The organism is Streptomyces poriferorum (genome assembly GCF_019399235.1).
In the GTDB taxonomy this organism is placed as follows: Bacteria; Actinomycetota; Actinomycetes; order Streptomycetales; family Streptomycetaceae; genus Streptomyces; species Streptomyces poriferorum.
Genome location: NZ_JAELVH010000105.1, coordinates 26,754 through 45,755 on the forward strand (window position 1 = coordinate 26,754; position 19,002 = coordinate 45,755).

General features: G+C 64.7%; 13 protein-coding genes and 3 pseudogenes. 7 read left to right on the forward strand and 9 right to left on the reverse strand.

All coding sequences use genetic code 11. The features are described from left to right. Window positions 1–76: 76 nt before the first annotated feature. Window positions 77–718 carry a hypothetical protein gene (locus JGS39_RS19310; protein WP_308120529.1) on the forward strand — a complete coding sequence of 214 codons (642 nt, stop codon included), beginning with the start codon at window positions 77–79 and terminating at the stop codon, window positions 716–718. Window positions 719–795: 77 nt separating this feature from the next. Here the strand turns inward: JGS39_RS19310 and JGS39_RS19315 are convergent, their stop codons facing one another. Next, window positions 796–1,332, reverse strand: a complete 537-nt coding sequence (locus JGS39_RS19315) for a hypothetical protein (RefSeq protein WP_219570436.1) — start codon at window positions 1,330–1,332, stop codon at window positions 796–798. 223 nt (window positions 1,333–1,555) lie between these two features. Here JGS39_RS19315 and JGS39_RS19320 point away from each other — a divergent pair, with 223 nt between their 5' ends. Next, window positions 1,556–1,915, forward strand: a complete 360-nt coding sequence (locus JGS39_RS19320; protein ID WP_219570437.1) for a hypothetical protein — start codon at window positions 1,556–1,558, stop codon at window positions 1,913–1,915. Window positions 1,916–1,950: 35 nt separating this feature from the next. Here JGS39_RS19320 and JGS39_RS19325 read toward each other — a convergent pair whose 3' ends face one another. Then, window positions 1,951–3,225: a DUF1266 domain-containing protein gene (locus JGS39_RS19325; RefSeq protein ID WP_219570438.1), complete on the reverse strand. Its 1,275-nt coding sequence runs from the start codon at window positions 3,223–3,225 to the stop codon at window positions 1,951–1,953. A gap of 131 nt (window positions 3,226–3,356) precedes the next feature. On the opposite strand from JGS39_RS19325, the pseudogene JGS39_RS19330 reads away from it, so the two are divergent. After that, a pseudogene (locus JGS39_RS19330) lies at window positions 3,357–4,153 on the forward strand (tyrosine-type recombinase/integrase); the annotation flags it as partial. Between the two features lie 951 nt (window positions 4,154–5,104). Here the strand turns inward: JGS39_RS19330 and JGS39_RS19335 are convergent. Together JGS39_RS19335 and JGS39_RS19340 are read right to left on the reverse strand one after the other, a co-directional pair. Beyond that, entirely contained in the window at window positions 5,105–5,467 is a 363-nt protein-coding gene (locus JGS39_RS19335; protein WP_219570439.1) for a transposase, read from the reverse strand. Window positions 5,468–5,530: 63 nt separating this feature from the next. Next, complete coding sequence (locus JGS39_RS19340) at window positions 5,531–6,667, reverse strand: ISL3 family transposase (RefSeq protein ID WP_264302741.1); 1,137 nt, start codon at window positions 6,665–6,667, stop codon at window positions 5,531–5,533. A 1,740-nt stretch (window positions 6,668–8,407) separates the two neighbouring features. Between JGS39_RS19340 and JGS39_RS19345 the strand changes: the two genes are divergently transcribed. Beyond that, window positions 8,408–9,586 carry a protein kinase family protein gene (locus JGS39_RS19345; protein WP_308120531.1) on the forward strand — a complete coding sequence of 393 codons (1,179 nt, stop codon included), beginning with the start codon at window positions 8,408–8,410 and terminating at the stop codon, window positions 9,584–9,586. 384 nt (window positions 9,587–9,970) lie between these two features. On the opposite strand, the pseudogene JGS39_RS19350 reads toward JGS39_RS19345, so the two are convergent. From JGS39_RS19350 to JGS39_RS19365, 4 genes and pseudogenes are all read right to left on the reverse strand, one after another. After that, window positions 9,971–10,411: pseudogene (locus tag JGS39_RS19350) on the reverse strand (UTRA domain-containing protein); the annotation flags it as partial. 42 nt (window positions 10,412–10,453) lie between these two features. Further along, window positions 10,454–10,771 (reverse strand): 4a-hydroxytetrahydrobiopterin dehydratase, encoded by a 318-nt coding sequence (locus JGS39_RS19355; RefSeq protein WP_219570441.1) that lies wholly within the window; start codon window positions 10,769–10,771, stop codon window positions 10,454–10,456. Between the two features lie 2 nt (window positions 10,772–10,773). Next, a complete protein-coding gene (locus tag JGS39_RS19360) occupies window positions 10,774–12,021 on the reverse strand; it encodes an NsdA family TPR-like regulatory protein (protein ID WP_219570442.1) in 1,248 nt (415 codons plus the stop codon). Window positions 12,022–13,021: 1,000 nt separating this feature from the next. Then, window positions 13,022–14,086 (reverse strand): HNH endonuclease, encoded by a 1,065-nt coding sequence (locus tag JGS39_RS19365; RefSeq protein WP_219570452.1) that lies wholly within the window; start codon window positions 14,084–14,086, stop codon window positions 13,022–13,024. A 361-nt stretch (window positions 14,087–14,447) separates the two neighbouring features. Between JGS39_RS19365 and JGS39_RS19370 the strand changes: the two genes are divergently transcribed. Together JGS39_RS19370 and JGS39_RS19375 are read left to right on the forward strand one after the other, a co-directional pair. Next, window positions 14,448–16,268 (forward strand): DUF262 domain-containing protein, encoded by a 1,821-nt coding sequence (locus JGS39_RS19370; RefSeq protein WP_219570443.1) that lies wholly within the window; start codon window positions 14,448–14,450, stop codon window positions 16,266–16,268. Window positions 16,269–17,054: 786 nt separating this feature from the next. Continuing rightward, entirely contained in the window at window positions 17,055–17,894 is an 840-nt protein-coding gene (locus JGS39_RS19375; protein WP_219570444.1) for a nuclease-related domain-containing protein, read from the forward strand. A gap of 12 nt (window positions 17,895–17,906) precedes the next feature. Here JGS39_RS19375 and JGS39_RS19380 read toward each other — a convergent pair whose 3' ends face one another. After that, window positions 17,907–18,275, reverse strand: a complete 369-nt coding sequence (locus JGS39_RS19380) for an NUDIX domain-containing protein (RefSeq protein ID WP_308120532.1) — start codon at window positions 18,273–18,275, stop codon at window positions 17,907–17,909. 32 nt (window positions 18,276–18,307) lie between these two features. Between JGS39_RS19380 and JGS39_RS19385 the strand changes: the two are divergent. Further along, window positions 18,308–18,889, forward strand: a pseudogene (locus JGS39_RS19385) (tyrosine-type recombinase/integrase); the annotation flags it as partial. Between the last annotated feature and the right edge of the window lie 113 nt (window positions 18,890–19,002).

Sequence of the window (19,002 nt, forward strand, 5' to 3'; positions counted from 1 at the left end):
GCAGCTCAGGCGGACGACGAGTGCGTGGGGGCTCGAGACCGACTCCCCAAGTCCGGCTGATCACCGCCCTGCCGCGGTGGACCGACCGGGGCGCACCCGCGCACTGCTGCTGCCGCTGCTGACGGTCGTCACGGCGGCTGTGCTGCTCAGCGCCTGCGCGGGAGCCGACTCCGACTCGGCCAACGGCGGCGCCACGCCTGCCACACAACCGACCACCCCGACGGCGACCTCGTCTCCGTCTCCGACCCCACCCCCGTCTCCGACTGCGACGCCCACACCGACTACCGCCGCCGAGATCGCCGAGGCCGTCAGCAGTTGGTACACGTACGGAGGCGAGACGGCGATGGTCAGCCTGATCAAGGAAGCGGTGAAGGCTCAATCAGGCCGCCCCGGTGCCGACATGGAGCTGGTGACACTGGACTTCGGCGGTCTCATGGATGCGCTCAGCACGGCCCGGCTGTTCAATTCCCTCCCCGACCCCAAGACCCGAACGGCCTGGTCGGCCGCCATCGACCAGCTCGATGCGGGCGCGCTCGAGGTCCTCGATTCGGCGCCGGAGACCGGACTGATCCAGTCGCCCCAAGAGGCCGGACAGGCGTTGCGTGGGTGGCACACGTTCGACGAAGGAATCAAGAGCCTCAAGGCTGCCCAGGCACGACTCCACCGCGCCTTCGGCCTGAAGCCGTCTCCGGACCCGTGGGAAGCGAGGCAGTTCTGAGCCCTGCCCGGCGGATCACAGCCGGGCCGCTGCGGTCATCTGCTCGCTGAGTCGCCGGCTGTGGCAGCACTGCGAGCCTACGGAACGTCCGCACTGGCGGTGGGTTCCAGGCCCTCGTGCACTTGTTGCACACGCTGGGTCTGGAGCTCGGCGGCCATCTCGGCCCGCTCGCTCGTGACGGCCTTCTCCGACCCCATGGCGTAGGTCCACAGAACGGGGCTTCCTACTCGCACCTTGTCGTGGATGTAGGCGACGGGGTACTTGCCTGCCAGGAGATCACTGGATACTGCGCTCTCGTCGCCGAGTTGCGGACCCTCTGCCCCATCGGAGCGTGGGTCATCGGCGGTCAGTGCTTTGTACAGGCGTTGCGCGGCGCCTTCGGTACGGCAGGAGTAGACCGTGAAACTGAACCTCAGCCACTTGTCCGTCTTCTGCGCGCCGCGGGTGAAGTTCACCGAGCCTGTAGCGATCACGCTCTCGCAGGCCTCGCCGGCTACGACCTCGCACATATCCCCCGTCGTATCCACGCTGCGTGGGCCTGCCTGCCGCCACCCGGAGAGCGAAGCCTTGTCCGGCAGAGCGGCCTTCACGTGACGGGCCTTCAGCACGCTCACCGGTTTCCCTGCCGGCTTGCTGTCGGCAAGGGCGCGACTACCTCAGAGGCAAGCACGCGACGGGCACGCTCTTTCCCCCTGCCGCCAGTAGCGCAACCTGGCTTCGCCCTCGATGCTGAGGATGTGATCGGTTGGGGGCCACCGCTGGGCGGGCTCGGAGAGACGCCGCGCGGGGGCAGTATGTGACTGCTGTGCCGCAAGGCCCAGAAGAAGAGGGGTGGCTATGGAACGGCACGTGCTGGAATCGCTGTTGGCCGGGGATGACGAGCCGTCCGTGATAGCTCTGGCCACCCTCCGCAGCGGCGCCACCTACTGGGTGGCAGAGCGGGCACAACCCGCAGGCCGGCATGCCGGGGTCTACAAGCACCGACTTCAGCGCATGCGGATGCACGGGCTCGAACCTCTTGGGCTGGAACGAGCAGTGCAGCTCATCCGCGAACAGGGCCGGCCCGTGCGCACAGGGCTGATCGACGCTGCCGATCGGACATGGACCACCCTGCTCTTCCTCAACGAGGACGGCAGCGCACTAGTGGCCTGCGCAGGCTGGCCGCTGCCGCTGCTTGCCAGGAATCCACCGCCCTAGCAGTTCGGCCGAACGCCCCGGCCCGCCTGCACACCTCAGGTCCAGGGGAGCGTGCGCCACGGGCTGGCAGGGTCCCCGGTCAGGGCACGGTGGGTCGCGAGGGCAGTCTCGTACCACTCGCCGAACTCCTCCTCGTCGAAGTGGAGGCAGCGGCCAAGAATGTACGCGGCCGAGAAGTTCTCCCACGAACGGTAGTTGACCTGGACGAGACGGCCGGCGCTGACCACGGCCGCCTCCGTCTCCTGGAGGGAGCACAAGCGGGCGGCGAGGCCCCAGCGGGCCATGCCGGAAGCCCGGCCGTAGTCCCAGGCCTCGACGCTCTGGACGAAGCCCCCTTCGGGTAGCAGGCCATCGGCACGGAACCGTGCCTCGTAGCGGGCGATGCGGCCGATCAGCCGCTGTACGCCGGTCACCTGCCCCTCCAGCTCTGCGGCGGTGACGGTACGTCCCTGGGTGACGCCGTCCGCGGACAGGCTGGGTTCGGCTGCGGCCTCGGTACGCCGGCGCACCACATTGGCCGCGGCCTGGCGCCAGTGGTCGACGTCGACGGGGCCCGCGAAGTCCAGGGCCATGGAGCGGCGCAGTCGCAGGACGAACTCCCAGACGCTGCTGACCATCCCGGCGCTCAGCAGCAGCGCCTGCATGTCCTGCCAGTCCTCACGGGTGCTGACGCCCCACCAGCGTTCCAGCGTGCGCTTCTCGCTGCGGTAGCCGCTGCCGTGGTAGGCCAACGCGTTCCAGTAGTGGCCGTTGCGCACGTTGATGTGTGCGCCGGCCGCGAGGCCGAAGGCGACGGGACCGCTGCGCGGACCGCCCATCTCCAGGGTGTGGACGGCGTCCCGGACCAGCCCCGGCCGTTCGACCGGTGCGGAATGGCGCTGCCACAGGGCGCGGCCCTCCGGCCCTGCCGGCAGGATGCCCTCGCAGGGGCTGCCGGGGTTGACGACGAGGTAGGGCGGGTCGTTCTGGTGCCAGGCATCCGCGAACCAGCCCAAGTCGTAGCAGTTGTAGACCGGGTCGGCGACGGGCGGTGGCAGCATGCCGCCGGTGTAAACGGCCAGGCACATGGTCTGGGTCTGCGGGCTCCAGTAGGGGTGGAAGCGGCTGTTGCCCGGGTTCGCGTCGACGTACGCCCTCGACTGCATCATGTACAGGTCGGCCCGGGCGACGAGGTCGTAGTACGCGGGCCAGTCGCCACGCACCTTCGCCTCGTACAGCCCCCGCTCCACCGCGCTCGGCGCCTGCCACCCCTGCGCCGGGGCTGTCGGACCGGGCAGGGCCCCTCCGTCGTGACCTGCTGTCAAACCCATGGGCAAACCCTAAGGGGTGGTCCGGCACGGTCGGCGTGGCGGACAGGTCTGCGAATCCGCGCCCCGGTGCCCGGATGCCTCGGCGCTGGGGCACGCAGATCGACGTCCAGCCCATCGGGGCGTTGGTGCGAGCCGACGTGCGCCGCCTGCTCGCACCCGTGAGGACACAGGCGTCGACTGCGACAGCCAAGGAGTCGCACCGTGTCCTACGCAGCGCCCTCACAGCCGCATACCGCGAGGAGCGATCAGCAGGAACGTGCTCAAGCTCGTTCCTGCCCCTCGGGTTCAGTCGCGGGAGCTGAAGCCGTGGGACCTGGAGGAGACGACGGCCTTCCTGGGGGCTGCGAGAAAAGATTCCCTGTACCCGGCCATCGTGCTCGCCGTGGCCTTGGGGCGGCGGCGAGGGGAGGTCCTTGCCCTCCGCTGGTCAGGCATCGACCTGGAGCGCCGCACGCTTACCGTGCGGAATCAGATCCAGCGGGCACAGAAGGAGCTGTACGCGGACTCCACAAAGAACCGCCGCACGCGCGCCATCCCCGTACCGCTCATGTACGTGGCGCCGCTGCGCTGGCAGCGTCTCCGTCAAGCCGCGCCGCGCAACGACGCGGGGCACGCCTGGCATGACAGCGACTACGTGTTCACGACCAGGACCGGGCGAACCATCGAGCCGAGGAATCTCAGCCAGGCGTTCGAGCGCATCACGGAGGACTCTGGGCTGCGGCCCATCCGCCTGCACGACGCCCGCCACGGATGCGCCACGCTCCTGTTCGCTGTCGACGTGCCGGCGCGCGTGGTGATGGAGATCCTGGGTCACGGTCACTCGCAGATCGCCGTCACGATGAACATCTACACCCACGTGTCCGACGACAACCGGCGGGAGGCGATGGGTCACATGGACCGGCTACTGCGACGGCGCCGACCGGAGTGAGGGACCGCCGTCAAGTACTACCGTCAACGCCCCCGCAGCGGACCGCTGCGGGGGCGTTTTGACTGGTGGGCGCGGACGGTTTCGAACCGCCGACATCTGCTTTGTAAGCCTGGCGCCGGCCTCCAGGTAATCACCACAGCTCAGTTGGTCTGTGCGCTGCGATGGCTGCCACCAGCTGCGGACGCCGTGACGTTCCCCAAATGACCGTGACTGACCGCTCGATCTGGCACGCATCTGGCACGCATACCTAGAGCTCACCACAATCACTCACAACGTCGTCACCGGGCTCGCCATAGCGCAGCTCGCGTGTGCCGGACCATCGGGAACCCGCCTTGTCGACGGTCACGGAATTAGGCTCTGTCGGGGATCTTGTGATGCTCTTCAAAAGGCAGGGGCGGCGGGTCACTTCGCAGCCCGTTCTGCGGACGCTGACTCAAGGCGGAGAAGTTCTTCGGCGGAACAGCCGGAATCAGGGTCTTCTACCAGGCAGAGATTGAGTCCGTGCTCGTCCCGCCGGATCAGAGCCGACAAGAGACAGGAGTCTTTCGGAGAGTCGATACTCAGGGAGACGGTGTCGCCGCTGGTGAGCGCGTCGTCAGCGAAGGAGGAACCCGCCTCGTCGGGCGCGCTGAAGAAGCTCCAGTGTCCGGGCACGATGTGCTTCCCAGCATCGCGTTGTTCAGGCTTCCCCCCGTCATACCGTGGTCCGCCCGCAAGCGAAGAAGAGCGCCACCCGGGCTACTCCACTCGCCCGCAAGCGCCGACTGATCAACGCGAGCTGCGTCTCCACCTGCATCAGCGCAGCCAACGCAAGCCGACGCCAACGCGGGGACCAGAGGCGACCACCGTCTCACTGAAGTGCACATCCGCATCCCCCCACCACCGACTGAACGCGTTCAGAATAGACGGCAGGCTCGGGCGTGCTCACAGCGGTAGGTCCCTGGCGCAGGGTTATGGTCCCAGGAGTACGCGTTGGCGTAGGAGGTCGAGGTTGGCTCGACCGTAGGCCATGCGTTTGAGGAGTTTGACGCGGGTGACGTGGCCTTCGACCTGCCCGGAGCTCCATGGGGTGGAGAGGCCGGCGGTAACTGCGTCGAAGCCTCGTCGCAGGCCTCTGACCAGGGAGTGCAGGGCTGGAAGGTCGTCGGCAAGGACGTGTTCCATCCAGTCCGGGAGCTGGTCTCCTCGGAGGTTGTGGAGCATTTCGGCGAAGTCGTGGACGTGCCGTGTTACGGCGTCAAGGTGAGGGCAGGCCGTACGGACCTCCTTCAGTTCCGCGGCATCGGCGGTGGCGAGGTGTTGGGAGTTCGTCATGATCCAGCGGACGATGCGGCGGGGCTTCGGGGCCGGCCTGGGCTGCGGCCGGGACACCGGCTGCTACTTCCGTCCTGGTTGGCGGGGAGGTCTGAAGGCGCGGAAGTAGCGGCGGAGGCACTGGACGCTCCCGGTGAATCCGCGCTCGCGCAGTTCGCGGTGGAGCTGGGGTATGTCGTGACAGCCCTCCAACCAGCGGGCATGAAGATAGGACTTGTGCTCGTCCAGTACGGACAGCCGGCTGGTGGCTTTGACCAGGAGTTCGTCGAGGCTGCTGGCTCGAACGAAGCGGCGGACGGTGGAGTGGTCCAGCCGCAGCGTCCGGCCGATCGTCGCCAGCGACTTCCCCTCGGCCAGCAGTGCCTGGACTGCCTCGTATCTCTGGGTCGTGCGGGCCACCAGACGCCGGGGCTGGCCGCTGACGTCGAGGGTGCCGTCCGGCGGGACGAACGGTACAGCCACGACCTCAGACGGCTCCGGCGTGACCAGGTCCCTTGCGGTCGCCTCCGTCATGACCGGGGTCGCCGCGAACGCGGCCCGGATGCACCCGTGGTGGGAACCGACCGTCTTCTCCACCGCCTCGGCGACGTTCCGCCACAGATGCCATGCGTCGGCGACCTGTATCGCCTGCGGGGCACCGTTTCGGGCTCCCTCCGCGTAGGCGTCCGCGCGGTCCCGGCAGATCACTTCCACCTCCGGGTGCTGGCGCAGCCATGCGGCCAGCGGTTCGGCGTCCCGGCCGGGCAGGACATCGACCGGGCGGCGTGCTTCCAGGTCAACCAGGATCGTTGCGTAGGAGTCGCCCTTGCGTAGAGAGAAGTCGTCCACTCCCAGAAATCTGACGGCGCCGACCGGTGGCTGCGGAATCGCGCGGAGCAGGTCCAGCATGGCGTCCTTGGCGATGCGGATCCCGACGGCGGCGGCCAGGCGGGCGCCGGGACGGCCCGCCAGGCACAGAGCGATCGAGGCGAGCATCGACCGCAGCACCTGCGTCTGCCGGGCATGCGGCCTGGTCAGCCCCTCGATCTGCTCGGCGAACGTCACCGCCGGACACCGGCTACTCAGACACTTGAACCGTCGCACGGTCAGCTCGATAACTACCGGGCTGCCAGCCACAGGCGCGTCGCCGAGCCGGCGGACGTACCGGCCATGCACCCGCCACGACGGCATACCGCATGCCGGGCATCTCACCGGAGACATTTGGCACACCGCACGCAGCGTGATCACCCCGGCCGTCCGCTTGATCGACTCGATGACAACATCGGACAGATGCGGCAACAACCGCCTCAACACCCCTGAAGCGCACACCTGGAGACTGCCCACCTCAGCCCTGCGGCATCACAAGATCCCCCACAGAGCCGAATTGAGTGACCGTCGACACTCCTTCTTGCCCTGGGTCTTGCGGGGAATCTCGCCGACCAGGGTTTCGCTGGTGGGGGCGTTGATCGGTTGCGGTTGAGCAGGTGTCATTGGTCGTCATCGGGTGCCGTTGAGCAACCTCGGACGGCCCAGAGACGGCCCAACCTGAGGCGCCCAAGCACTGCTTCAGGGGCTCGCTTACGCTCGCCGCGGTTCCACGTGTAGACACCTTTCCTGCCGGGCATAGCCCCCGGGGACGTCGACGCCAACGGAGTCCCAGAACGGTTCGGCCTCGCGGAAGTGCCCACCGCCTGTGTGCCACTCGAAGCCCGGGTAGGCCCGACGTAGAGACCGGAGAGCAGCTGAGGCGAGGCCGCAGCGCTTGTAGCCCTCATAGGAGAGAGGTGACTCAACCCAGCCGATCTCGCACAAATCGCAGACCACGTACTCGACCTCGAAAGCCAGCTTGGATCGCACGTATGCCGCTCGGATGCGCCAACCCGTCCGCTCGTAGGCCCCGGCTGGACGATCAACCCACGGTCTTGGTGGGGTGGCGGACCGATCGAATCGGTAGAACTCGGGGTAGGCCCACCGGTGGAGCCGGTCGCGCCAGGTCGGCATCTCGGGCCACGCTCGCACCCAATGCACGTGGTCAGCGAACTGCGCCACGGTACGAATGGCCGCTTCCTTCTCTGCCACGGGCTCTTCATCCGTTTCTATGGGAGTGACGCCAGCCGCAAGGGCTCTTGCGGAGCAGGGTGCGCGACTGTGTTACGGAGCCCCAACATGCTTTCCAGCTCCGCCCATCTCGAACATCCTGGGTCACGGTCGTTCGCTGCCGTCCGGGCTTGCACCGGGTGGGCATGGAAAAGGGCAGGGCGCGGTTCCATCAGTTGAGTCCCGAGCCAACTGCCGGGGCCCCAGCTGCCACCTCTCATGACCGCGGAGTCCTGTACGGACTACCTGACTGGTCCAACCGCTCAGACCGCAGCGGACGCCACCGACGAGGAGATCCGAACGGGCACGGCTGCCTTTTGATCCGTAGCTCTAGCCGGATCGGTCAGCGACGGCCATACCGGCTGCTGCGAGGCGCCGAAGAGGCGGTAGCGGACGGAGGCGGTTGCTGTGGTTGCGGTACTTCGCTGCTGTGCACCAGCCCCAGCCACAGGCGGCTCCTCAAATACCCGGCTGCACTCCGCCCACTGCGGATAGGCCCCGAGGTCATGAGTCGCGTCGACGAACGGGGCCCAGCAGTCAAGGACATGCCTCCGGCGGGGCATCGGCCGGCACCGGAATGGAGGGGGCGCCGTCCCCGGCTGCGGGCCCATCGTAGTGAGTGTGGTGGGCTCACATCGCGTCCACCATCGGCCCCGGCAGAGCCGAGCAGACGCGGCCCATTTCGTCCGGTCCACAGACGTGTGGGTCGACGACCGACGGGATGGGAGCTGGGGCGAGTCGTGAGCGGACGCCCAACCTACGCATTTCTTGGATTCTCGCCCTGCAAGTCCCAAACGAACCGTAACCTGGCTAGGCATCAAGGGAGGAAGGCGACCAACACGCAACTGCCAGGAGGACAAAGAAGTGGCTGACCCTACCGAGCTAATGCTGTCCGACCTTTCGAATTCATATGCGGACACGAAAGTTTCAAATACCTTCCTTCGGCTATACGTGGGCGATTCCCGCTTCGACCGCGCCTTCGCCAGCCTTCACGAGCGGCTGAACGAGCATTTCGAATCCATCAACGACAGGGCGGAGACGACCCGCCACTACTGGGCCGAACAGAGCAGGGAAATGATCGCACTCGCCAAGGAAGTCACCAACTTCCTTGGTTCCTTAAAGCATGCCGGCATGCAGGTACACCTAGTGGAATCCTATGCCAGCGCAATAGAGGGCTGCCAGTCATGGCTGGTACGCAGCGGGGGCAGCACCATCCCGGATGAGTTCGAGCAAATTGCAATCACCAGGTATGAGCCAGTTTTTTCTCGCCCAGACACCGAGATCAAACTTAAGAAGTCCAGCCAACGCCCTCAGCTCCAACTGATAGGCGAAGGTTCGTACGCCAAGGTCTTCTCTTTCATCGACCCTGACTACGGAATCAAATTCGCAGTCAAGCGCGCCAATAACGACTTGAGCGAACGGGATCTCCACCGGTTCCAGCAAGAGTTTGAGATCCTCAAGCGCCTAAGGTTTCCGTACATAGTTGAGGTATTCAAGTACAACGCGGGTCGCAATGAATACCTAATGGAGTTTTGCGAGTCCACACTCCGCAAGTACATCAAGAAACGTAACAACACACTGTCATTCTCATCGCGAAAAAGAATTGCGCTTCAATTCTTGTACGGAGTCAATTACATCCACAGCGAGGGCTTCCTTCACCGCGACGTCAGCCTCCAGAACGTTCTAGTAAAGACCTTCGACGGTGGGGCCGTGCTTGTGAAGCTGTCGGACTTCGGCCTCGCCAAGGATAATAATTCTGAGTACACGCGAACAAAAACTGAGATGCGTGGAACCTATCGGGATCCCCTCTTGGAGAGCTTCAAGGACTACGGCGTACGCAATGAAATCTACTCGATCGGTTGGGTGCTTTCCTATATTTTCAGAGGCAGGGAAGCCCTGCTGTCCCAAGATGATGCGCAGAGCCAGATCGTGCGGAAATGTACGGCGCACGATGTTGCCCATCGGTACGGAAGCGTGCGCGAACTCATCGGTGACGTTGAGGGAATGGAAGCAACCCCACCCCCCACGGACGCTCCAGCTTGACCATGCCTCTGACATCCCCTGCCGGCATTAACGGTGTTGGACGGACGTGCACACCAACGTCCCCTCCTGGCCGCCACACCAACCATCGACAGCACGGTGGCGACGGAAGACTGAACCCCTAAAGCGGGCGTCATACGGCCGATCCCCTTCCACCGGGTCGGACCTTCGCGGATGCGGACGGGCTTGAAAACCGTCGTGGCAGCGATGTCACCTTGCTTCAAATCCCACACCCACCGCAGGTAAGAGGCCCCTGACCAGTACGTATGGTCGGGGGCCTCTGCCATGCCCGTTCCCTGCCGGGCACCGCTGTTCCCCTTGGTTTCCCGCTCTGTCGGGCACGGGGGCACGGCTGGGCACAGCTTTGGAGCTGCTGCGGTCTGCTCGTTAGTGGCTGATCGGAATCTCGTAGACGATCTCGCAGTGCGCTGCGGGCACCACGATGTCCGCTGTCTCTACGGGCCGGCCCTGGTCGCTGTAGTACGTCCGTCGGATGTGCGTTACGAGCGCGGCTTTCTGGATGCCGAGCAGCGACGCCTCCTCGGCGGACGCCTGTCGCGGCTCGGGCTGCTCCACCGCGTGGCTGACGGTGACTCCGATCGCGGCCATGCGGACCACGACCCCCGCCCCGGCGTACGGCCCTCCCTCAGGGAAAACGACGAGTGTGCCACCAGTGACGTCGTACGGTTCCCAACTCGTCGACAGCTGCACCGGCCTACCGTCCGCCAGTAACTCGTAAGTCGTCCGCACGCACAGCTCGCCCTCGGCGATCCCGAGCCGCGCCGCGATCTCCGCCGGGGCCGACACCTTGGCGTCGGTTCGGCTCTCGTCGGTCGGGGGCGGGGCAGGCTGCTTCTCCGCGCCCCAGGGTCAGGCCTCGGGCTCCGCCCCGTGGGCTGCTGCGATCTGGTCGATGCGTGTGGCCAAATCGAAGTCGGCGTCGGTCAGTTTGTAGCCCGCGTCGTGTGTGGTGATGCCGAACCGGATCCGGTCCCACCGCAGGTCGATGTCTGCGTGGTGCCCGATGAGCCGCTCGACATCGGCCACGTGCACGATCATGGCGACGCCGCCGTGATATCGGATGCCGAAGGACCGCGTGATCTCATCCCCCACTCGCGACCAGCCACGGAGCTCCAAGAGCCGCCCCTCGATCGCACTGTCCGTCAGCGGTACCGGTCCCTTGGACACACTCAGTTCCCCTCGGTCACAGGCCCCAGAATCTCTGCGAGATCCCGGCCGACCGGGGCATCCTGCCACGGCCGCATCGCACGCTCCAGAGTGACCAACTCCCGGCGCATCCTGGCCGAGCGGGTCTCCGACGCGATCGGCACCACCATGCGCGCGAGCTCCACCGCCTGATCCGGCTCCCGCGCTGCTGCGGCCGCCGTCGCCTGCCTGGCCATGTACACCCCGCGGTCGCGACGGGCCGTCTCCGGTACGCCGGAGAGCACCTGTGTCCACAGCACGCCTGCCTCCACACCGAGCCCGAGACGGCCGTAGCAGGTAGCGCGCTGCACTTCGAGATATCCGGGTGTCCGCCGGCAAGCGTTACCCCACGGCAGGTCATCGTCCACCCGACGGAGCAGCCGGTCGGCCTGGTCGATGAGCAGGTCGACGAGGCCCCGTTCACCGATGAGGCTGGCACCGTGGGCATGCTGCTGCATGGCCATGATCCGCACCTTCGGAACGAGTCGATCGACATCATCAAGCGCGGCTTCGCACAGGTCGACGACCGCGTGCCCGTCACCAAGGTCGGTCCGGACCTGCGCCTGGTTCACCAGGGAGTAGCCGATGAGGTGGGGATCCCGGGACCGCATGGCGATCTCCTGTGTAATGCCCCGCCAGAACGCGGCCCCGTCCATGTCGCCGGCGTCCTGGTAGAGCCAGCCGACGAGCGCGGCGTAGGCAGCTCCGACCCGGAGAAGACCCTGGCGGGTCTCGCCCTTCGCGCAGCGCACCAGCTTGTCGATGAGTTGGTACTGCGCTGACACCGTACCGATCAGGTCGTGCGGGCCAAGAAACATGTCCGCCCGGTAATGCCCTTCCAACTGCTGCTGAAAGTAGTCGATCAGGGCAGGGTCGACATGTTGGGGCTGGACCGGTCCGGCAACGAGCGCTGGGGCGGTGACGGAGACGAACGCCTGTCGGCCCGCAGGTCCCTCTTCTTCATGGTGATCGGGTCGGATCCAGCCCGGTGGTGTGGTGAATCCCAAGTCTTCCGGCCACCGGCCGAGCGCATCATGCAGGACGATCGCGGTCTCCTCCGCCGGCCACCCCGGGCGATCACCCTCCCAACGGCGCCACGTCCGTGCGGACACAGTGAACTGACGGTCGTCGAGGAGCTGTTGGCCATGCGCGGTGAGGGCGATGGCCGCAGTTTCGATGGTCCGCCACCCAGCTCGAAGTCTCGTGGCCCTCAGCGCGTCGTTGCGGCTCATGTGCCTAGTCTGAGGGGTCATCGTCCGCGCTCCTGGCCATGGCCGCAATGTGGCCACGCATGGCCACACAACGACCTATCACCTTCTCGATGTGCCCACACATCATCAGGGTGTGACCGCAGGTGCGCTCGGCGAACTGGCCGGATGCCCCTCAAATAGCGACGACCGGGGGCCAATTCATGATGACGATCAAGGTGTACGAGGTGAACAGAAGTGGCATGGTCCGCGTCTTGCGCGCGGAAGCCCCCGTGGCGCCGGCCACGACGGTGGATCCATCGGCCGCGTTCCCGGACTGCCAGTGCCCGAAGTGCAGCGCCGAGGATCAGGCCGACACTGCGTACCGCGTTCTTCTGAGCCACACCACGTACTGCCCCGCCTGCCTGGCCGGGGCGCCCTGCGTGACGAAGGATGCCCTGGGCCGGACGTGGCGTCGGGGGCGGTCATGAGGTGCGACCGCTGCGACGGGCCGATGCGACCTGAGGAATCCCGCCCTTACGACATCCCGGGGGCGACCGGAACAGGGATCACGATCCGCGTCCACAAAGTTGTGTGCGACATCCCGCCAACGCGACCCCGGTCGTACCCGAGTCGATGAGCCCTCTCCCCCGCGGCGTCGCCGATCCGCCACCGCCGGCGAGCTATTCAGGGGCCGCCCTGGATCGCCCGATGTCCCTGCTCGATGGGCGGACGTGGACCAGTTCGTGTCGGCGTGGCCGGGGACCCAGTGCTGAGCAAACAGCGGGATCGTCGAACGATGTGGCATTTATGTGGCATCGATCATGAAAAAGGCCTCCCAGTCCGTGTGGACCAGGAGGCCAATCCAGGCTCTCACCTGCGGTTTCCTACTGGTGGGCGCGGACGGTTTCGAACCGCCGACATCTGCTTTGTAAGTTCGGCCGACGGTGCCCAAGCGCCCTGGCGAACCCGGTCATGACCGCCGTTCAGGGCTCTCCAAGGATGCCGTTGCCCACCGACGTTGATGTCAGGAGTGGATGTCAGCTCACGGGTTCGGCATCTGCTCGTCAGCCGCCCTGCGCGGTCGCGACAAAGCCGCCGCGGCGCGCCTGTCGTTCGCGTGCTTCTTCTCGATCGAGGCTCGCAGCTCCTCAGGGGTCGGCCACGGTGCGCGCCGGTGGATCATGCGGTGACAGTTGGCGCAGATGAGGGCAAGATCGCTGAGCTTGGTCTGCCCCTCCCCCGCCACATGGAGCGGGACGACGTGGTGGCACTCGATGTATCCGGCACCGCGGTCCCCGTAGAGCTTCTCAAAGTCGAAGCCGCAAGCCTCGCAAGCGAGCTGTCCGCCACGCTGAAGAACCGAAGCGATCTTCTTCTTGCGCAGGCCCTTGTTCCGTTCGCGCGCCCTGTGCCGGCGCATGAGCAGCCGCCCCTCCGGCGCGCTGAACTCGTCGCCGAACTCCTCGTCCTCAGTCGGCGCGAAGGATTGCAAGTCGCCGGTCGCGATGCCCTGCCGGATCAGCCTCGCGGCCTCGGTCATCTCCTGCGGCCGGGCAAGGAACTCGTGCAGCACCGCGACGTCCAGCGCGCCGCCGTTGGTGGGCTTCCCCTTGTACTCCGGGTGGCGAGTGGCGATGTCGAAAGTCTTGCGAGCGACGCCGTTGGAGTTGCGGAACTTCTCGTTTCGGTCCGGCTCCGCGTGGATGGGAAGCAACTGAAGGAGGTCAGACAGCTCCACCACCCTGCTATCCCCGGCGTCCAGCCCTTTCCAACCGTTCTTCATTACCAGGTGGCAGGCAAGGATGATCTCGTCGCGAGCCCAGTCTGGGTTCTTGATGGCCTTGACCTGGAAGCCCACTCGCTTGAGCCATGCCGCGGCGTGGTCTTTACCCCCGCTGAACTCGTCCGATGTGAGTGCTCGCCCCTGATCCCACTTGTGGGCTACCCCGGCGACGGCCTTGGAGTCGTACTCCTGGCCTCCGTGGACCAGGACGTAGGACCGCGCCTCCCCGAAGCCGTGCTTCGACAGGAAGGCTTCACGCCCCAACTCGTCATGCTCCGCAAGGACCTTGAGCACGGACCCTCGCGTGATCGCTCCTCTTCGCATAGGAGGATCGTATGTCCGACCACTGACAACAACCTCGGCGTCCAACAGACGCACCGTAGTGGCGCACGAGCTCTACGCCCCAAGCAACTCAGACGAGTGCTTGGCCTGGGATCAAAGTGCCTCTGATCTGCTGCGATGGCCCGTCAGTGTGCGTGGAGGTCCGCCGCTGTCTTCCTCTCTTGTCACGCGCTTAGACACTCAGGGGGCCATCACGGCACCTCGTCGTCCCGCTCCAAGACCAGACTGATCTGCTGGCCAGGCCGTGCGAGGTGTCGAGCCTTCATCGAAACGCATGCACGGGCTCTTCAGCTTGCGCTACTGTTCAAGGTGATTTAATTGATGCGAGGCGTGAGGGTTGGGAATGTCCGAGACAGTTCCGAGCAATGATCTAATTCCAATTGAAAGCAAAACGAAGACCATACAGACTTGTTTCCAGCAGTGCCTGTATGAGGTGCCCAACTTTCAGCGCCCCTACAGCTGGTCACGGGATCAGCTCATGGATTTTTGGGACGACGTCATCCTGGCGAAGGGCGATTTCTTCTTCGGGTCCACGGTGACGTGGGTTAGCGAGAAGAGGGATCTATTTAGCGACACGTACTCAATCATCGACGGCCAGCAGAGGCTGACCACGAGCGCAATTCTTCTGTCTGTTGTGCGTGACGCACTTACAGAAGTAGCTGTCGGTTACGCTGGCACCGATGGTTTTGATGCGAATGTAGCTAATAGCCAGGCCCTTAGCACCCAAAAGTATCTGGTGGTCAAAGACGATGATGGCAAGAGTCATCCCGTTTTGCGCCGACCTGAGAAAATGTTCTACGAAGTGATCCAGAACCCGAATGCCATTCCATCTGGAGCCAAGTGGAATAGGAGCGCGGAGCGAATCGGAGAGGCGCGCTCATTCTTTGAGGAGAAGATTCTCACTGCGATCAAGGATCTGACGCCGAATGGGCAGGTTGAGCACCTTAAATTGATCCGATCAAACGCCCTGAAGGCGCGCGTAATTCAGGTTGAATTGGCGTCGGAGGAAGACGGCTTTCTGGTCTTCGAGACATTGAATACGCGCGGGTCAGACTTGCGACTTTCAGATCTTGTTAAGAACCTTTTGATTCGTGGTGGTTCCACGGAACCGGAAGATCGAAGCGCGGTCGCACATCGTTGGGAACGAGTAGTAGACCGTGTTCAACTCGGTCGCGTTAGCGCAGATGTCGTCGACAGATTCATTTGGCAGTCCTGGAACTCGCGACGCGAGGCGGTTAAAGAGCCTGAGCTATTCAAGGCCATCAGTCGCATTGTGAGCGCCAGTCCAGCCGCACACCTTTCCTATCTTAAAGAACTCGAACGCGATGCGGAAACATATCAATGGCTAGAAGCTGAGCACGTACAGGTCCAGCCGAAATCTCGTGGTGTGCGTAATGCTTTCGCGGTTCCGGAATTTGTGGACAGCGTTCGCGCACTTGCGCTCTTTAATGTCTCTGTAGCAAACTCGATGATCCTCGCCGTAGCTCGCAAATTTCGAGAAACAGGATTGATTAAGCAGGCGCAGGTAATCGAAGCTTTGAGGCTAGTTGAAGCATTTCATTTCCAATATACCGCGCTAACGAATAGTGGATCGACTGGCGGTACTCGCAGTAGGTACAACCGCTTCGCTGTTCGCTTGGAGGGTGCTAAGTCTTCCGCCGACGTGGCGTTGGCCATCAAGGACCTGAAGGAAAAACTTCGTACAAGTCTGCCGGATCACTCGAGGTCTTTCCAAGCATTTTGCTCGCTGTTCTATGCCCCATCACTTCAGTTGAATCAGGCGCAAAAACTGCGATCTCGCAAAATCTTCATCGCTTACGTGCTGATGTCATTCGCGAAACTGGAAGGCTTGTTGCCGGCGGGCCAGAATCTCGCAACGTGGTCAATTGAGCACATCAAGCCTCAATCGTTGGCCTCAACGAATCATCGCGATTCGGTCTATTCGATTGGCAATCTGACGCTACTCACCACTCGTCTAAATAGTTCCCTTGGAGATGCCCCTTTGGCGTCCAAGGCGGGGGCACTCAGGAAGGGACGAGCCTTTTTCGACGCGGAGCTCGATACGTGGGAAGCGAGCCCCGAAGCTTTTCCATCTGATACTCAAATTGAGGCAAGGTCGCGTTTCCTGGCGGCCGACGCGTTGGCTCGCGTTTGGAAACTATAGAGACAGGACTTCCTCCGGGTGAGGCCCATGCCGCTGATCAGGCGGGCCTGATGGCCAGTCCGGTCTCGGCCAGGGGAAGGGACTTGAGGCGGCCTCGCGCGTAGTTCACCTTCTAGGGCCTCAGATGAGTGACCGCCGAAACGGGATCAATAAGCTTCGTCTGACCATGCCTCAGCTTGCGGTCAAGGACACGGCACTCGGGTTGGCCCTGATGCGGACGCCCCCTTCCGAATCCGGGCGATGCACACCCCGCTTCAACCCACCACCTGCCCGAGCTTCCATCCCGTCCGCCTTCGACCCACACTCCGTGGAGCGGGCGTGGTTCAGGGCGTCAAGGTGGAGCGCGCCACTGTACGAACGACCTTGACGCCCTGAACCACGCCCGCTCGGCTCTGCCTGGGTCGAAGGCGGACGGGATGGGAGCCACCACGATGCTCACCACGAACCCGCCGGCACCCGCGAACGGCGCCCCGACCATCCCGGAGTCTGAGCGCCCCCGCCGGAGGCATGTCTTTGGTCCGCGGATCGGTCTCGGCTCATGCCCTTCGGCCTATCCAATGCGGGCGCGCGTCGGCGGCGGCAGCGACGAGCGGGCCGAAGGCAGGAGCGCGGGAGCGGCCAGAGCCGGGAAGCGCGCCCGGCGGAGCGGAGCGCAGCCGGGTGCCTTGATGAGGTAGAGAAACCTGTAACAGCTCGCTGGAACATGAGCATGAGGCGGCCTTGTGAGGTGAGTTCGCTCCTGGTCCCATGGTGGTACGGGGTGCAGGGGAACGCTGGGGGGCGGGCATGACTGAGCTACGAGTGTCGAAGTGGAAGCGCCATGGACTGGACCGGCTCTACGTGAACACGTCTGGTGGCGTGACCGTGGCATGGTTCGATCGGAACACTGGACATCTCGAAGTCAAGGACGAGAAGTTACGCCAGTCGATCTTGCATGTCCTAGCCCCGCACATTCCCCCTCCAACGACTTCACCCGTTGTGGTCGGGACGACGCGACTCCCCCCTCCCGCCGAACATGACTTGGCTCTACGGCGCCCTGGTGACGCGCTGAGAGACAAGATCGAAGAAGTCTCACCGGGCCTGCTGAAGCGCTACCTCGCATGGATGCTGCGTCGTCCCACTGAGGCCGATTCCTGGAAAGCCGGACTCCGCGGCGAACGTATCGTCAGCCGTGAACTGGCACGCCTGTCACGGCACAACTGGCGCTCTCTGCACTCTGTACCGCTTTCCCCGACCTGGGATGTCGACCACCTGCTCATAGGGCTCGGCGGTGTCTTCTCGATCAACACGAAGAACCATCGAAACAAGTCCGTTTGGGTCGGTGACCATGCCGTCCGGATCAACCATGGAGAAGGGCGCCCATACCTCCGGAACAGCCGGCGCGAGGCTGCGATCGTGAAGGGCGTGCTCGAACGAGGATGCGGCTTCCCCGTTGAAGTGAACCCAGTGCTCGTCTTCGTCCGCCCGGCCGGCCTTACTGTGGTGCCTTCGCTACACGACGTGCGGGCACTTGACGATCGAGGCTTGGCCGCCTTGGCACCCTTGGTCGGGGCCCTGCGGCCTGAGCAAGTGGAAGCGGTCTATGCCGTGGCGCGGGACCAGCGTTCCTGGGCAAGTGCGTTCTGAGTGGGACCCTCATCAGTGGCTAGCGAGCTTCCGGCCATCGTGTGCTCGCACGTGAGGAGCATCGTTCAGCAGGGCATCAGTTACTCGGACTGCATAGACCTCGGCCATGCGGCTGGTCACCTCGTCCGGAGTCAACCACTCGACCGCTGTGGACTCCTCCGATAGCTGCTCCTGGCCGCCCTCGGCGCGACACCTGAAGACCAGGGCAACGATGCCCCGGGCTGTGTTCTTGTAGACCCCGGTCAGCCGGTCCACCTGCACCTTGATGCCGGTCTCTTCGTAGACCTCGCGGCGCACGCCGTCTTCCGGTGCCTCGGACAGTTCGAGCACACCCCCCGGCGGCTCCCACGTCCCATTGTCTGCTCGCTTGATCGTGAGCACCCGCCCGTCCTCGCGGACCACCACCCCCGCTACGGAACCCGCTCTACGCGGCCTTCGTCCTCGCCATCGCGCTCGGCTTCCGTCGCGGTGAGATCGTCGGTCTGCGGCGGGAGAACGTGGACCTCGACAAGCGGGAGATCCGGGTCCGTACCCAGCGACAGCGTGTCCGCGGTGAGGCGTACGAGGACGATCCCAAGGGCCGCCGTAGGAAGCAGACGCTTCCCCTGCCCGCTCTCTGCGTCGCTCCGCTGCGCTGGGAACGGCTGCGGCAAGCTGCTCTACGGGAAGCCGCTGGCGATAAGTGGGAGGACACCGGCTACGTGTTCACCACCCGCACCGGCCGGCCGATCGAACCGCGCAACCTGTACCGCTCGTTCACGCGGGTCGCCGGAACTGCCGGGCTTCGCGTGATCCGGCTGCACGATGCTCGGCACGGCTGCGCGACTTTGCTGACCGCGGCCGGCGTCCCGCCCCGCGTCGTGATGGAGATCCTCGGGCACAGTCAGATCGCGGTCACGATGAACATCTACGCCCACGTCGTCCAGGACACGCAGCGCGAGGCCGTGAGTCACCTGGACCGCATGCTGAAGCGGCAGCGTCCCGACCGTGCATGACTGCACCCGTTGATGTCAGAAGTAGATGTCAAAGGCCCCCAACCATGATCGGTTGGGGGCCTTCGTGCTGGTGGGCGCGGACGGTTTCGAACCGCCGACATCTGCTTTGTAAG

What these genes read in the sequence shown, in the direction of transcription:
- JGS39_RS19340 (WP_264302741.1), bottom strand. Translation starts at nt 6,667, where the DNA reads ATGTCTCCGGTGAGATGCCCGGCATGCGGTATGCCGTCGTGGCGGGTG.
- JGS39_RS19360 (WP_219570442.1), bottom strand. Translation starts at nt 12,021, where the DNA reads ATGAGCCGCAACGACGCGCTGAGGGCCACGAGACTTCGAGCTGGGTGG.
- JGS39_RS19365 (WP_219570452.1), bottom strand. Translation starts at nt 14,086, where the DNA reads ATGCGAAGAGGAGCGATCACGCGAGGGTCCGTGCTCAAGGTCCTTGCG.
- JGS39_RS19320 (WP_219570437.1), top strand. Translation starts at nt 1,556, where the DNA reads ATGGAACGGCACGTGCTGGAATCGCTGTTGGCCGGGGATGACGAGCCG.
- JGS39_RS19335 (WP_219570439.1), bottom strand. Translation starts at nt 5,467, where the DNA reads ATGACGAACTCCCAACACCTCGCCACCGCCGATGCCGCGGAACTGAAG.
- JGS39_RS19375 (WP_219570444.1), top strand. Translation starts at nt 17,055, where the DNA reads ATGACTGAGCTACGAGTGTCGAAGTGGAAGCGCCATGGACTGGACCGG.
- JGS39_RS19325 (WP_219570438.1), bottom strand. Translation starts at nt 3,225, where the DNA reads ATGGGTTTGACAGCAGGTCACGACGGAGGGGCCCTGCCCGGTCCGACA.
- JGS39_RS19370 (WP_219570443.1), top strand. Translation starts at nt 14,448, where the DNA reads ATGTCCGAGACAGTTCCGAGCAATGATCTAATTCCAATTGAAAGCAAA.